11 protein-coding genes are annotated in these 14,461 nt (G+C 43.6%); 2 read left to right on the plus strand and 9 right to left on the minus strand.

What is annotated here, in order from left to right:
* Positions 1-1,050, minus strand: coding sequence for a DUF916 and DUF3324 domain-containing protein (locus IGK63_RS09870; RefSeq protein ID WP_016613432.1), 1,050 nt, complete (start codon positions 1,048-1,050; stop codon positions 1-3).
* A gap of 16 nt (positions 1,051-1,066) precedes the next feature.
* Entirely contained in the window at positions 1,067-1,687 is a 621-nt protein-coding gene (locus IGK63_RS09875; RefSeq protein WP_016613433.1) for a WxL domain-containing protein, read from the minus strand.
* A gap of 139 nt (positions 1,688-1,826) precedes the next feature.
* Here IGK63_RS09875 and IGK63_RS09880 point away from each other — a divergent pair, with 139 nt between their 5' ends.
* Complete coding sequence (locus IGK63_RS09880; protein ID WP_005235177.1) at positions 1,827-3,332, plus strand: helix-turn-helix domain-containing protein; 1,506 nt, start codon at positions 1,827-1,829, stop codon at positions 3,330-3,332.
* 81 nt (positions 3,333-3,413) lie between these two features.
* On the opposite strand, the gene IGK63_RS09885 is transcribed toward IGK63_RS09880, so the two are convergent.
* The 7 genes from IGK63_RS09885 to IGK63_RS09915 form a co-directional block, all read right to left on the minus strand.
* Entirely contained in the window at positions 3,414-4,301 is an 888-nt protein-coding gene (locus IGK63_RS09885) for an SDR family oxidoreductase (RefSeq protein WP_005235175.1), read from the minus strand.
* A gap of 245 nt (positions 4,302-4,546) precedes the next feature.
* Positions 4,547-6,247, minus strand: coding sequence for a DUF4091 domain-containing protein (locus tag IGK63_RS09890; RefSeq protein WP_016613435.1), 1,701 nt, complete (start codon positions 6,245-6,247; stop codon positions 4,547-4,549).
* Between the two features lie 2 nt (positions 6,248-6,249).
* Complete coding sequence (locus IGK63_RS09895; protein ID WP_429972487.1) at positions 6,250-7,221, minus strand: alpha/beta hydrolase; 972 nt, start codon at positions 7,219-7,221, stop codon at positions 6,250-6,252.
* Positions 7,222-7,224: 3 nt separating this feature from the next.
* Positions 7,225-8,589, minus strand: coding sequence for a glycoside hydrolase family 1 protein (locus IGK63_RS09900; protein WP_016613437.1), 1,365 nt, complete (start codon positions 8,587-8,589; stop codon positions 7,225-7,227).
* A complete protein-coding gene (locus IGK63_RS09905) occupies positions 8,582-9,487 on the minus strand; it encodes an ROK family protein (RefSeq protein ID WP_429972488.1) in 906 nt (301 codons plus the stop codon). Before IGK63_RS09905 ends, IGK63_RS09900 begins: the two co-directional genes overlap by 8 nt.
* A 9-nt stretch (positions 9,488-9,496) precedes the next feature.
* The gene (locus IGK63_RS09910; RefSeq protein ID WP_016613439.1) at positions 9,497-10,849 is read right to left on the minus strand and encodes a PTS sugar transporter subunit IIC; all 1,353 of its coding nucleotides are present in this window, start codon (positions 10,847-10,849) and stop codon (positions 9,497-9,499) included.
* Between the two features lie 19 nt (positions 10,850-10,868).
* Positions 10,869-13,070 (minus strand): glycoside hydrolase family 3 N-terminal domain-containing protein, encoded by a 2,202-nt coding sequence (locus tag IGK63_RS09915; protein ID WP_429972489.1) that lies wholly within the window; start codon positions 13,068-13,070, stop codon positions 10,869-10,871.
* Positions 13,071-13,170: 100 nt separating this feature from the next.
* Here IGK63_RS09915 and IGK63_RS09920 point away from each other — a divergent pair, with 100 nt between their 5' ends.
* Entirely contained in the window at positions 13,171-14,406 is a 1,236-nt protein-coding gene (locus IGK63_RS09920; protein ID WP_016613441.1) for a helix-turn-helix domain-containing protein, read from the plus strand.
* The last annotated feature ends 55 nt before the right edge of the window (positions 14,407-14,461 follow it).

Genomic DNA, 14,461 nt, shown 5'->3' on the forward strand with positions numbered 1-14,461 from the left:
TCATTCTGATTCTTCTTGCACTGACAGCCTAACATCTGCTTCTGCTTTTTTACGTCTCCTATATAAAATGAAAAAGAGAAGTAGGACAAACAGAAAGAGAAGTAGCCCTCCTGCATAGAGCCAGTACTGTTTTTGAAGATACGCTGCACCTAACGTTGTCTGACGGTTGATAAGGTTGGCTTGCTTGCGATCAACCACCACCGAATCCTCAAACACCCATGTTCCTTTAGGCGCATTCAACTCAATCCGTAATAGATAGGTCCCCGGTTCGAGAATGTTCTGATCAAAGGCACTAAACAGCTCCAAAACCGAATTCGGAGCTATTTGAAAATTCTCTGCAGAAAACCCACCGACCTTGTTGCCGCTATCTTGCTCACGTATCACTGTTCTGACAGTGATGTTGCCAAAGGCTGTGGGCTGATCATTGCGGATCCTACTTTTGAGAGCTGTAGAACCATATCTTTCCACCGCCTCAGAATTGACCAAAGACAACTGGGGGTCAGGCATGGTTGCTACATTCTGACGCAAGCGGATCCCTTGTTGAATTTTATAGTTGGCTTGCAGATTTGTTTGCTGACTTTCAGTTGTTTCCGCCGGTTCTTCTTCAAAGTCAAACACACCAAGTATTTCTCCTGCAAATTCTTTTGCCTTCATTGAAAGGGTAAAATGGACCTGACGACTTTCTCCAGGGTCAAGCTGGATCGTCTGTCTCGGATTTTCAATCAATTGACTAAACGAGATTCCTTGGTTCTCTTCGGCGGTCTGTTCTGCTTGGTACGCGATGATCCCAGTAGAGGCCGTATAACTATTTAGTGCTGCTGCTTTAATGGTCAACGGCTCTGAACTTGTATTATGAAGGGCAACGGTCAAATTCTGTTCGGTCTCATGATTTACCAGTAAGTCGAAATAACTGACGTCACTGACTTGATTTTGGGGAAGTTCTGGGGTTACAGTGAACCGTGTGGTCTGTGCATGACCGGTGACTTTCGTAAAGCAACACAAACTGATAAAGAAACTAATGAGTACGAAGCACTTGATTTGTTTTTTCATTGTCGCCCTTTCCTTGCTATTCTGCTTGATAGGTGTTTGATAATGTCCAAGTGATCGTTCCACTATAAGTGCCGCTGTTCACATTTTGTTTTGGTACGGTTAATGAAGCATTGGAAAAGTTAAAGTCATTGGTTGCTAAGCCGGTCGTCCCATTAGCAGAAGCGATCAATGTAGGTTCTGTTGCTCCTACCATCAATTCGGTGCCCGATACTAGCGTTGCATCGCCCGAAGCCGTTGAACCATTTAAAGTGACTTTGGCATTTGCTAGCTCGTTATCGCTGGCATTCGTTATTTTCGATAATTGCGCAGTCAACTGCCAGCCAGCTTGATTTGGTCCACGGTAATCCGTGATCGATGTCACTTCATCCGACGTTGTTTGAATCACTTGTTCATCGGTAGCGATATCTTGGATACTGCTTGTACCGAAGTTAAAATTGGTCACCTGATCCAGTGACAAGATTCCTTGTTCGATCGTTAGTGTTGCTTGACTCGTCATTGAAGCCGTTGGATTCGCTTCTGCTGCAGCTGCCGTAGTGGGCGCCATTCCTAAACCCATTCCGACCAAACCTAACATTCGTACCTTTTTGTTCATTTTCATCTCTTCCTTCACTTTTTTTAATGAGAAACCGAGGGTCATCGAAAAAACAGCCTTAAAAAATAATAATTTAATTGGTGTTTTTTCATTCTATTCTCATCTATCATAAGTATAATCCATCATGGTTATCATACGGTTCACAGATTTAGCGTAAAAAAAACGCCAAAAAGGAGAATCCCTTATGTATCGAGAATTCATTTCTCCCGCAGAAGAAAAGAAATTAGAGATTTTCAAAGTTGTCTGCAATTCCAACGGAGTGACATTGGTCCAACTGTCAGAAGTTTTGAATATCCCGCAAAAAAGCCTGCAAAAATATATCTATTTTTTAAATGAAGATTTGCAGCTGCTCTCACCTCACCTGCTTCTATCAAAAAATCATTACAATCAGTATTTTCTTGATCGAACAGAGGATGATGAACCTTTTTATGCACAATTGATGTATCATTACTTGCTCAACTCCACACAATACAACCTGATTCATTACTTGATTGGGCGCCCGCAAATGACCTTGACTCAATTATGTTTGGATTTGCATGTCAGCCAATCGCATATGTATCGGTTGATCAAGAAAATCAACCAACTATTGGAAAAATTTCAAATCCGAATTCGAACAGACCTGAATAATCGCATCGTTCTTGCTGGAAAAGAGCTTGATATCCGTATTTTCACCTACAGTTTCTTGACCCAAAGTGCGCCTGCTGATTTGTGGCTTTTGCCGAGTGTTTCCCATAAAAATGTCGAAGAATTTACGGCATTCTTTGCTGTTTCTCACTTTGATCCGTTGACGAAAAATAAACTCGCTGCATTTTGGCAAGCAGTGGTCAGCCGAACGATCCAGAAAAAATATTTGCCGCCGATTCCTGAAAAATACATGGGATTGATGAATTTCTATTGTTTTTTACCAGAAGAAATTCTCGAATCACTTTTTTTGAGTGCCGATTATGCCTCAGAAAAGATGCTTCAGTCAGAGTATCTTTACTTGAATTTCTTTTTGCATGTCTTTTTGCCAGGGGTTGTTCCCCAAGAAAAGAATCAAACGATCATCCAAGAGATCAAACATTCTGATACTGATCTTGTGCGCTTTTTCACTGCAATGATCAAAGATTGGCACGATACCTTTGCTCCAAGTCAGGAAGCCGCCGAATTCGAAAAATTATTAAGCAGCTGTCTACTGGTCTTCAATCTATCGATCATTATCGGCATCGATCTTCTGGAAGTGTGGCAGCTAGAACACCAACTGTTGACTGAAAATGCTCCTTCTAAAGACAGAACCTATGAAGCAATCTGCACACTTTTACTGACCCATGTTGAAAAGTATCCATTTGCTGACTTGGATAAAGAGTATTTTGAACAGACACAGTTGCCTTATCTGGCTCATCTCTTGTATTTGGAAACACAGATGAATACGCCCCCGACCGTGTCGATCTATATTCAAACGACGATTCAATACCGCACAAAGCAAATGATTGAGACGAGGATTCGTTCGATTTATTCTAAAGCTTCTGTGACTTTCGTCAAACAAATGGAAGCCGCAGATTTATTGATCACGGATAATTATGAAGAAGTGATGTTTTCCGAAAAATTAGTCTTACTGTCTAACCTGCAAGCCGAGCAAGAGTGGGCAGCCGTTTTTGCAAAGATCAATCAACTGATGATGACCAAGATGTTTGCCGAACAAGGAAAATAAGTTGCCGATTCCATTTTCATCCGCAAAAAAGCCCGAGCCTCTTTGCTCGAGCTTTTTTCTACTATTTTAGTCCTAGGAATTTTAAGCGAAGAAGCTACCGCCAGTTACACTGTAAACTTGACCAGTTACATAACTTGCTTCATCAGAGGCTAAGAAAACATAGACTGGTGCTAATTCGACTGGTTGTCCAGCACGTTTCATCAGTTCTTTTTGACCAAATTCTGGGATCGCAGATTGTGGCTGTCCACCCGAAATTTGAAGTGGTGTCCAGATTGGACCAGGAGCCACCGTATTGACCCGAATGCCTTTTTCACTTAATTGAGCAGCTAGCCCTTTACTAAAGGAAGTAATAGCACCTTTCGTGGCTGCATAGTCTAAAAGATGGGCACTAGGCTCCGCACTTTGGATCGAAGTGGTCGTGATGATGCTCCCACCAGCTGGCAGATAATCCAACGCTTCTTGGACTGTCCAATACATCGAGATGATATTCGTTGTAAAGGTATCTTGAATTTGTTGTGTAGTCAACTCTTTGATGTCCTTCACCGCTTGTTGCATCCCAGCATTTAGAACCAACGTATCTAACCCGCCTAATTCTTTGGCTGCTTCATGAACCAATTGACGAGCGAAAGTTTCATCTTTCAAGTCTCCTGGGATCAAAACTGCTTTGCGTCCGGCTTTTTCAATGACTGCCTTGACTTCTTGCGCGTCTTCTTCTTCAAAAGGAAGATAGTTGATTGCAACATCGGCGCCTTCTTTGGCAAAAGCAATCGCTGCTGCTCGACCAATACCAGAATCACCACCGGTCACTAATGCTTTGCGTCCAGCTAATTTGCCTGAACCTGCGTAGCTTTCTTCCCCGCAATCAGGTACTGGCTGCATCTTTCCTTGAATTGCCGGTGCTTCTTGCACCTGTTTTTCAAATTTGCCATCATAATACTTCGTTAACGGATTGTTGATTTTTTCTGACATGCTCGTTTCCTCCTTGATTATTTCTACTTCTATTTGTCATAGTTTGTTATGACCTTACTTAAAAGTGTAAAGGAAGATGGAGGGAATGAAAAACGAAACGCTCACCAGAAAAAAAGCATCTGTAAGAAAACAGATGCCTAGTAAAACGAAAAAGCTGCGTGAATCAGTAGTGAAAACGCCCACAGGTATCTCACTATTCTTCTGGAAAATCGTAGTGAAATTTCTGGGTGCAGTGTTTGATTTTGCTACTTTTCTAGCAGTTCGAGGAGGGCCCGATGAAAGGCCTCCATCTCCTTTGCGGTCTGTAGAAAAACATCGGGATGACTGTGATGGCTGTCGATCATCCAGTGTTTCGTGTCTGTAACTTTAAGAAAATCTGATACTACGGCGTCGGTTTGCTGCGGTTGTACAGCTTGAGCGGTCTTCAAGAGATAGAAATCTTCAATCCCCCGCTGTAGTTGTTTATACCTTAGGGACAACAATAAATGTCCGTGATTGCCAGGATAGACGAAACAAAGATCACCGATCGGTAGTGAGCTCGTATTGTACCGAATATCGGACCGAGCATGTTCTGGCCAGCAATTGTAGGCCCAACGCAGAAAGCCGTCTGTTTTGAACTGATACGATAAGATTCCTTGCATTCGCGTCTCTAACAGGGGACTATGCAAAAAGGTATTTGGTTTGTCGGGATAATTGCAGACATAGTACTGCATCTTGCCCGGATGGCTTTGTGCTAGTGTTTCGTAATGGTTGCAAGTACAGTAATAGGAAGTCACAGGATGATCGATCACTGGCAGCAGCTCAAATAACACGTCTTCTTTATCAAAAGCAGCTTTGATCTGGATCGACGGATCAATTTCTTTTAAAACAGCTAACGAGGCTCGGAAACTGTCGATTTGATGTTTCTTCGGTTCGTCAGAAACGATGCGAACCTTCTCCCACAGATTCTTTCCTTTAAAATAATCAAATACTTGGCGTAGATACTCCTGCAACTCAGCTTTTTGATGAATAAAGCCAAAGGCGCCTTTCCCCTCATCATAAAAGCGAATCACCAACTTTTCTGGATGGTCCAAGTTGACTAACGGAAAAAATGGCGGTTCCCAGACCCCTAATAAACCAAACACATCAATTTCATCTTTGATGCCCGCAGCAAAAAAACAATCAAGGTAACGTGTCAGCACAGAAAAATCGCAGGACAGTTCTCCGTCTGGCGTCTTTTTGACCTTTACCATCGAATACTCATATAAATTGGCGGGATAATCTTTGACGATGTAATTGAACCAGCCCTTCCAAGGGATCTCTCCGGCGATCACTGTGATCGCTTTTTGTCCTATCGCAGCGAGACTCTCAGCCATTTCCTTGATCAAGTCAAAGTGGGCATCGCTCCATAACGGAACGTCAAAGGTGCGAGCCAAATTGCTGGGCTGCTGCCACATATTTAAGTGGAACGTTTCTAAATATTCTTTTGGAAAAGTAAAAGTGTCCACTTCAATCGTTAGGTTCTTTTCTAACAAGCACTCCTCTTGGCTAGTCAAGTGTGCCCGATAGACCTTGATTTTCACGGGATAAACTTTCGGTTTGATTGTCTCATCGATCTGCCACTCCAAATAAAGAGGCGCAAAGCGATCGCCAGGATAGGTTTTGGCAGTTCGTTCAAGCAATTTATCGGCGTACGCCAATTCCTGCTGACCGACATAATAATCGACGAATTGCGCTTTGACCGGCAATTCGCTAAAAATCTCAACACGTATCATGGGAATCTCGATTTCATCGGGGATCGAAAACTCGTCACCAATAATATAATGATTGCGATTGCCATCGTGCAGCAGCAACTGACAAGCAGCAGTACTGTTACGAACAGCTGATAACTGTTCAATCGCTTGTGGCTCTTGGGTGATCAATTCTGTTGAAGCCTTATAGCTTTCATGGACCAGGATTGCTTTCATCTTTACTCTTCCTTTCTAGGATCAATCAGCTGCAAAACAAGCGCTTGATAAGAAACATTCTCAAAAGCTTCTGGCATGATCGTTAGTAGTTGCTGCAAGCTGATGTTTTTTACGATTTTTAAGCGGCTTTTGTCTGCCCATGATGGAAAAGCCTGCAACAGCAAGCGTTTGTTTTCACCTGACTCGAGTAATGCCCGAATTGGCCACTGCCCTAAATCAGGAAACAAAGCTGGCTGGGCAACTTTATCTGCCCAGTTCAACTCTAGCCATTCGACGCATTCATCAAACCAACGGGCAAAACGTGGATCAACCATTTCTTTACGATTACCGAAGCGTTCGGTCGCCAAAGAAAGACCGTGACGTCCTTTTTGGAAAATATGACTTTCAAAGGGAACCTCGTGATCTTCTAGGGCCTGCAGATACGCCAATGAATTTTCGATAGGAACGACATTGTCTTCAAAGGTTGAAAACAAAAAAGTGGGCGGCATATCTTTTGTGACACATTCCTCTAATGAAGGGGCATCGATCTTCATCACAGTAGCAAATGAAGACAATATCGCTGGGTAGCCTAAAATACATAAGCTCGGTTTCATTGAGGAGAGTGTTGATAACGCCGCTGCCAAATGGCCGCCGGCAGAAAAGCCGATCACAGCGATTTTTTCGGCATCGATTCCCCATTCACTGGTTAGTTCTTTGATTTTGACAATCGCTTTTTCGGCATCTGCTAAGGAATGGCTGAAACTGCGATGTGTCCCTACATGATAGCGTAAGACCCCGGCGTGAAAGCCTTGGGCAGCAAAATTTAAGGCAATCGGCTCAGCTTCCCGCTCACTGCAAAAGGAGTAGCCGCCACCGGGAATCACCAAGACAAACGGACGATCGCCCACCCGTTCATACTCGGCTTTTTCCTCATGCAGGTACACTGTCAAACCGGCTTGCGCTTCTGGATCAAATAGATATTCCTGAAAAAACATCGCTTACTCTCCCAACCCATTTTTATCGATGACGTTTTGATACCAATAAAAACTATCTTTCTTGTATCGCGCCAAGTCCAACAGCTGCTCGTCCGTACGATTGACATAGATAAACCCGTACCGTTTAGCGATGCCTTCGTGAGTACTGACGAGATCAATGGCACTCCACGGGCAATAGCCGATCACATCGACGCCGTCTTCGATCGCCAATGCCATCTGTTTTATGTGCTGCTGCAAGTAGTCGATGCGATAATCATCGTGGATTTTACCATCAGTTGTCAAAACATCCTTGGCACCGATGCCGTTTTCCGTGATCAAAAGAGGCAGACGATAACGGGAATAGATTTCGTTCAACGTAAAGCGAAAGCCTTCTGGATCAATCGGCCAACCGAATTCAGTCATTGGCAAATGGGTGTTTTCTACTGTTTGGAAAAAGCCAGGAATCCCGAAACCAGACTGTTGATCGAGTTTTGTCTCTTTTTGAAAATAGCTGCTGACGGTCATCGTATTATAATAATTCAATGCGATGTAATCACATGTTCCAGCTGCCAAAATCTTTCGATCTGCTTCAGTGACTGTCGGTGCTGCACCAATCGTCTCTAACAAATGCCATGCGTTATGGTTGTATGTGCCGAAAACAGCCGCATCTAGGAATAACCAATTTCTCAGCGCACTCATAGAAAGAGCTGCCAGCTGATCGGCTGGTTTTTCAGAAGCTGGATAGACACTGGCGATATTCGGTGCTGGGCCAATCTTGCCGCTAAAATTACCTGCATGAAACTGTTGGGTCACCAATGCTTGTGCCACCAGCATATGGTGATTTTCTTGAAATTTTTCTTTCATGGATTTTTGACTCGTCCCAATGACCGAACCAGCAAGTGCCATCACATTTTGCTCGTTGATGGTTTGCCATAGCGGGACTTGATGACCAAAGTTTTCGAACAGTAATTGGCAGTAATCAGCAAATGCTTGGATCGTCTCTCGGTTTTCCCACCCACCTTGCTTCGCGATCGCAACGGGCAGGTCAAAATGGAAAACGGTGACGATCGGTTGAATCTCGTTTTCTAGTAGCAGATCGATCAGGTTTTGATAAAACGCCAATCCTGCTGGGTTGACCTGACCATCGGGCATGACTCGACTCCATGATATGGAAAAACGATAGGCTTTTAACCCTAATTCTTTAAACAATTTCACATCTTCTTCATATCGGTGATAGTGGTCTGATGCTACTTTAAAATCAGTGGTCCCTTGCGGAATCTCTTTGAGATCTTGCACTGAGGGACCTTTGCCGTCTTCTGCCCATGCGCCCTCTACTTGATAAGCACTAGTGGATGCTCCCCACAAAAATGCTTCCGGAAATTTACTCATCCCACGGTTCCTCCTTGGCTGCGCCGATCAAATTGGCGTCCGCTTGAAAATAAGCGGCTTGGATCGCAACTGGCTGCAGCGTTTTCTCAATGATTGGTGCGGTTTTAAAAATAGCTTGATAGCTGCTAGCTATGGCTTCGATCAAGCGTGGCTGACGGCTGATCCCGCCACCGATAACGATTTTCTCCAGAGCTAAAAGACACTGAAGATCGAAACACAAGACAGCGACTTCTTTGGTATAAGTTAAAAATAAAGCCTCTGCCTCAGGATCAGCAGTTTTCGTAAGGGTATCAAAGACCAAAGGACCATCAGGCGCGATAGCCATACTAGCAGCCAAACGCTCAATTAATCCGACAGCCGAAAGACCGACCCCCACAAAAGAGTCCGCGCCTCTCATTTGTCGGTCACGAATCATAAAACTGACTTCACCAGCTTGTCCATGATGCCCACGATAGAGTTTTCCATTGAGACAAAGACCAACTCCCACGCCGGTTCCTAAAATGATCGCCGCACCATTTTGGATCCCTTGCAGATTGCCGGCTTTCATTTCCCCTAGCGCGGCGGCTTTTGCGTCGTTTTCGACAGTAACCTCTGTCACCATGCCATCGCTTAACTGGCAGATCAATTCTGGCAAATTTACCCCATCAAGGTATGGCAAGGCACCACCAAAGAAGACCGTCCCTGTTTCATTAACTGAACCAGGGACTGCGATAGCCACTTTCGTGAAAGAAACTTGACGGGCATAGTTTTGGAGGATCGTTTTGATAGTTTCACTAAATGCCGCCAGCGTTGCCGGGGTGGGAAAACTTCGTCCGTCGGTGACTTCATTTTTTTCAACCCATCCCGTTTTGATGTGCGTCCCACCGATATCAATTCCTAAATAAACCAAATGTGCCACTTCCTTTGTTTACGCTTGAATTTCTTCCACGACTTTTTCTGTCATTTTTGCTGCTTCACTTGCTTGCTTTTTTTCAGCAGCCATTTCTAATTCGTACTCTTTTTTATCCGCAATTTTTAGAAACGGATACCACATAACAATACCGATCAGCATACAGATGATCATTAAGATCGTGTAGTTAAGCCCTCCTGAAAAGGGCATTTTGATAAAAGTCGGTGTGGTCCATGGCAATAGACTCATGGTTGGATTCAAGCTGATTGGGAGGATCGTTGTTGCCAATCCCCAGGTCACAAAGCCAGCGATCAATTGTGTAAAGACTTGCGGAATAAAGAACAACGGATTCAAAATAATCGGCATCCCGAACATGATTGGCTCTGTGATGTTAAAGATCGACGGGATAAACGACAATTTTCCTAATTGTTTCATTTTTGCCGATTTGCTGCGGATCATAAAGAAGGTCACAAAGCCCATGAAGCCAGCAGCATACATGCCCATATAAATCACTGAAGGAATCAGATAAGGCAGCGCTTGTCCTTGTTGGTAAGCGGCAATATTTGAAACGACCATGGTCATACTAATCGCCCCGAGTGGTCCTTGTAAAACTGCATTATGAATTCCGAAAAACCATAAAACAGCTAATAATTCCATAATGATGATGATCGATAGCGGGCTGGCAACTAAGGAGTTCAACGGCGCATTGATCACATCGATAAAGAATTGGAAAATCGAACCGGATGAAGTAAACCCAAATAAGACACGTAAGACAAAGACGACTGCAAAAATGATCGTGACAACAAACACTGGTGCTAAAGATTGGGTTACCATTGGGGGAACACTATCCGGTAGCTTGATCATAATGTTTTTTCTCGATAAGAAAGCATAAAAGCGAGTGACCAACAAAGCGGTCAGCATGCCGATAAACAGTCCTTGCCCGCCTAAGAAATCAAGCTTCAAGGCACCAATCGTTTGTTCCACTGCTTGGCCATCTTGCATGACAGTTGTTGCGACGGTTTGTGGCATCAACATAATGAAACTAGCTAAAGAAATAATCGCTGAATTGCGTTCATTGCTTCCTAATTGTTTTGCGTAAGAATACGCCAAACTGTATACAACATACAAGGCAAAAACGCCAGTTGCTCCGTTGGTGATCGCTTCAACATGCTGGAAGATGCCAATTTTCGTCAAATAGTCCGTCCAACCAGGAATCGGAAAATTTCCAATGATCGTGATAAACGCAATTCCTAAAGTGATGGGACTTGTTCGAATAAACCCCTCCATCAAAGCGGCCAATACTTTGTTTTGTTGTAATTTTTGTGACATTGGTAATAGTTTGCTACTTAAAAATGCTTCTAATTTTTCCATTCTTTCTCACTCCTTTAGTTTAGATCGTTACACTAAGCATCGTTTCTTTTTGATCGATCCGCATTAGGAATCGATAAGTACCTTTGGTTATGTGTTTCTTCCCTTGATTGTCATAGAAAACAAGTTCTGACAACGGCAGTGACAATCTGCGCTCTTTTTCTTCTTGGGGCGCGAATGAGATGAGGTCACTCGCAATTAATTGGCGACTTGGACGAACCATTGCCGCTGGGCGCTGCATGAGATAAATTTGGATGACGGTTTCTGCAGCTATTGCCGATTGGTTTTTCACTCGATAAGCCAAATGGATTGTCTCGCTAGATACTTCACTACCAAGCCATTCACCAGTAAACGAACTGTAACTAAGACCTGTTCCGAATGCGAATAAGGGTTCATTTGATTCATCGCGGTATTTTGACAAAAAGCGATCAGAATGCTCACTATCTGTCAAAGGTCTGCCCGTTGGCAGTTGGGCACTGTATAGTGGGATCTGTCCTTCACTCCGAGGAAAGGTCATCGCCAGTTTTGCCGTCGGAGAAGCCTGCCCACTCAACAGATTGGCGATCCCGATCCCGCCCATCGTTCCTGGATACCATACGAGCAACAGGCTATCAAATAATGCTTCCACTTGTGTTAAGACTAACGGTCTGCCAGTGTAAAGCACGCCAATCAAAGGCTTGCCAGTTTTTTTCAACGCTTGGATCAAACGAATTTGTTTCAATGGCAGCTGCAAATGAGCTTTTGATGCCCCTTCGCCGCTCTCCAAAAACTGCTCTCCAAAAGTCAAGACGATAACTTCGGCGGCTTCGGCGGCTTCCATGGCTTCCAAAAGCAACTGATCTTCTGGTTCGATCGGTCCATTCAGCTGTTCGATCCCGGCTTTTAAAGGACCAAATTGCTCATACGAGTCGAATAGATTGTATCCACGAGCAAAGATCAAGTTTTCGGGTGCGAAATGCTGCAGCAAACCGGTTTTTAAAGGAATCGTGTCTTGTGGCTTGCCGCTGACTGACGCCCAAAAACCTAAGGTCAACCGGCTTTCTCCATAAGGACCGATCACAGCGACGGTTTGGTCCTTTTTCAAAGGTAAGCTGTCCTCATTTTTTAACAGCACACAGCTTTTTTCTACTAGCTTAACGGCTAGCTCTTTGGCTTTATCCGACAAAACCTCTCCAGTTTGTTGCGTTTTCAACCCTCGATAGGGTTCCTCAAACAAACCTAATTGATTTTTTAGTACGAGAATTCGCCAGACTGCTTCATCCAGCAACGCGGCTAATTCGGGTTGTTTAATCAGTTCTGGCAAATGCGTCGCATAGACCGATGTCATCATATCAAAATCAACGCCCGCTTCCAAACCTTTCTGAGCGGCCTCCCGTTCATCTTTGACAAAACCGTGGGGGACCAATTCTTTGATGGCGGCATGATCGGAGACCAGTACCCCATCAAAACCGAAACGTTCGCGCAAAATCTCTCGGTTCAACCAGCGGCTACCCGTTGCAGGTTCACCATTCAATATGTTGAAGGCCGTCATCACTAGCAGTGCTTGGGCTTCGATCGCCGCTTGATAGGGTTGCAAATATTCATTGAATAAGCGCTGATTGGACATATCGACCGTATTGTATTCTCTGCCCGCTTCGGGTGCACCATAACCAGCAAAATGTTTGATGCAAGCAGCAACGTGATTTTCTGCCACTCCTTGATCAAGATTGCCTTGGTAGCCGGTCACGACGCTTTTAGCAAAACGTTTGGCAGTATACACATCCTCTCCTGGCGACTCCATCACTCTGCCCCAGCGAGGATCGCGAACAAGATCCAGCATGGGTGAAAAGATCACATGAAGGCCATTTTGGTAACATTCTTTGGCGGTCATCTCAGCGGCTTGCCCGATCAAATTAAAATCGTAGGAACCTGCTTGGGCAAGGGGAATCGGAAAAATCGTTCGAAACCCGTAGATGACGTCCGACATAAACAGCATAGAAATCTTTAGTCGGCTGTGTGCTAACGTTTCCCTCTGTAACTGAATCAATTTTTGGTAATCGTTCACATTATAAATCGAACCAATCTCGTGAATCTTCAAATTTGGTGGAAGCCCTAAATCTTGCATCGGGCCAGTAGTCATCACCTCATTTTCAATGACTAAACTGCCATTCAATTGAATCGTCTGAGCGATTTTTTCTTCTGGCGTCAATTGCTGAAACAATTCTTTCAATTTTTTACTATCCATGTTTACTCCTTCCTGTAACCGTTTTATTTATCTGAATTATAGAAAGAATCCTTCCTTAGATATACTAAAAAACTAGTGTTTATAATAAATTGTTTATTGAATGCTAAAAAATTTACGTTATACTAAAAGAAAAAACAATGTTTGGACTTTGAGGTGTCTCATGAACAAAACAACACTTACGACCGCCATGGATCTGCTTTATCGCAAATATTTGATCCCGATGATTCTCTTGGATCAAGAAGGGACTCCGCTGTATCCCCCACTCACCTTAACAGCCAAGAATCCTCTGAAACACTATTTGGAAGAAACGAACGGCCCAGTTGCAAATCTCTATCATTTCGGCAAATATATGCTTGGTTGTTTTGCGTTTCAGTTAGCTGGAAAAACCTGTTATATGGTCATCGGACCCTGTGGAGTGATTGGTACACCAGATACGTCTTACCTATTTCTTGAACATGAATACCACTACAATGTGCACTATTCCAAAGAAGACAAATACTCCTTTGAAGAATACATCCAGCTGCTTTATACGCTGTTTGCGGAGCAGCCGTTGGCAAAAGACCAAATCCATTGGCATTACCAAACTGAATCCCACGACCGATCCATGCAAACAGATCTTAGCTTGGAAACCAATCTTTATGAACGCCGTGTGCATGAAGCTACCTTTGATTCCTATCATTTTGAATTGCGCTATCTTGACTACATCAAACGAAACGAGCCGGAAAAAGTAGTCTGGGTATTTAACAAAATGAAAGAGACCTACAGTGTTTCCCTTTCCCCTCATGAACTGGAAGGCTTAAAACTAAAGTTTTCGGCCTTTGTCGCTGTCGTGACCCGCATGAGCATTGATGAAGGAGTACCAGTCAACCAAGCATTCGGCTTATCTGATTCATTGATCCAAGGTCTGGTTTATATTCATTCTGCCGAGGAGTGCCTCCGCTATATCAAAGAAGCCACCTACCGCTTTATGGAGCTTCTGCATAGCTATCCGCTGGCGCAAAAATCACTGTTGGTCAAGACGATTGTTAATTATGTCGACAGCCATCTCTATGAAAAAGTGACCATTGATGACCTCGCAGCCATCACTCAAAAACATAAGACCCATCTATGTAATCAGTTCAAAAAAGAAATGAACAAAACGATCCACAGTTACATTCAGGAACGAAAAATCAGTGAAGCCAAACATTTATTGTTGTTCACAGACTATTCCTACGAAAAAATCAGCACCCAATTAGCCTTTGCCAATCAAAGCCATTTTATCCGCAATTTCAAAGCAGTTACGGGGCAAACACCAAAAGAATTTAAAGAACAGCATTACGCCCATGCTTTAAGTTGAAAACACAATTTCCGAAAAAATGCTCAGAAACAATGGTTATTATTTTTAATAACAA

The sequence above is a fragment of the Enterococcus sp. AZ040 genome (assembly GCF_050499185.1).
GTDB lineage: Bacteria > Bacillota > Bacilli > Lactobacillales > Enterococcaceae > Enterococcus_D > Enterococcus_D entomosocium.

Excerpts from the sequence above, each read along its gene's own strand:
- IGK63_RS09910 (WP_016613439.1), bottom strand. The coding sequence starts at position 10,849 with ATGGAAAAATTAGAAGCATTTTTAAGTAGCAAACTATTACCAATGTCA.
- IGK63_RS09880 (WP_005235177.1), top strand. The coding sequence starts at position 1,827 with ATGTATCGAGAATTCATTTCTCCCGCAGAAGAAAAGAAATTAGAGATT.
- IGK63_RS09875 (WP_016613433.1), bottom strand. The coding sequence starts at position 1,687 with ATGACCCTCGGTTTCTCATTAAAAAAAGTGAAGGAAGAGATGAAAATG.
- IGK63_RS09895 (WP_429972487.1), bottom strand. The coding sequence starts at position 7,221 with ATGTTTTTTCAGGAATATCTATTTGATCCAGAAGCGCAAGCCGGTTTG.
- IGK63_RS09890 (WP_016613435.1), bottom strand. The coding sequence starts at position 6,247 with ATGAAAGCAATCCTGGTCCATGAAAGCTATAAGGCTTCAACAGAATTG.
- IGK63_RS09920 (WP_016613441.1), top strand. The coding sequence starts at position 13,171 with ATGCTAAAAAATTTACGTTATACTAAAAGAAAAAACAATGTTTGGACT.
- IGK63_RS09915 (WP_429972489.1), bottom strand. The coding sequence starts at position 13,070 with ATGGATAGTAAAAAATTGAAAGAATTGTTTCAGCAATTGACGCCAGAA.
- IGK63_RS09870 (WP_016613432.1), bottom strand. The coding sequence starts at position 1,050 with ATGAAAAAACAAATCAAGTGCTTCGTACTCATTAGTTTCTTTATCAGT.
- IGK63_RS09885 (WP_005235175.1), bottom strand. The coding sequence starts at position 4,301 with ATGTCAGAAAAAATCAACAATCCGTTAACGAAGTATTATGATGGCAAA.
- IGK63_RS09900 (WP_016613437.1), bottom strand. The coding sequence starts at position 8,589 with ATGAGTAAATTTCCGGAAGCATTTTTGTGGGGAGCATCCACTAGTGCT.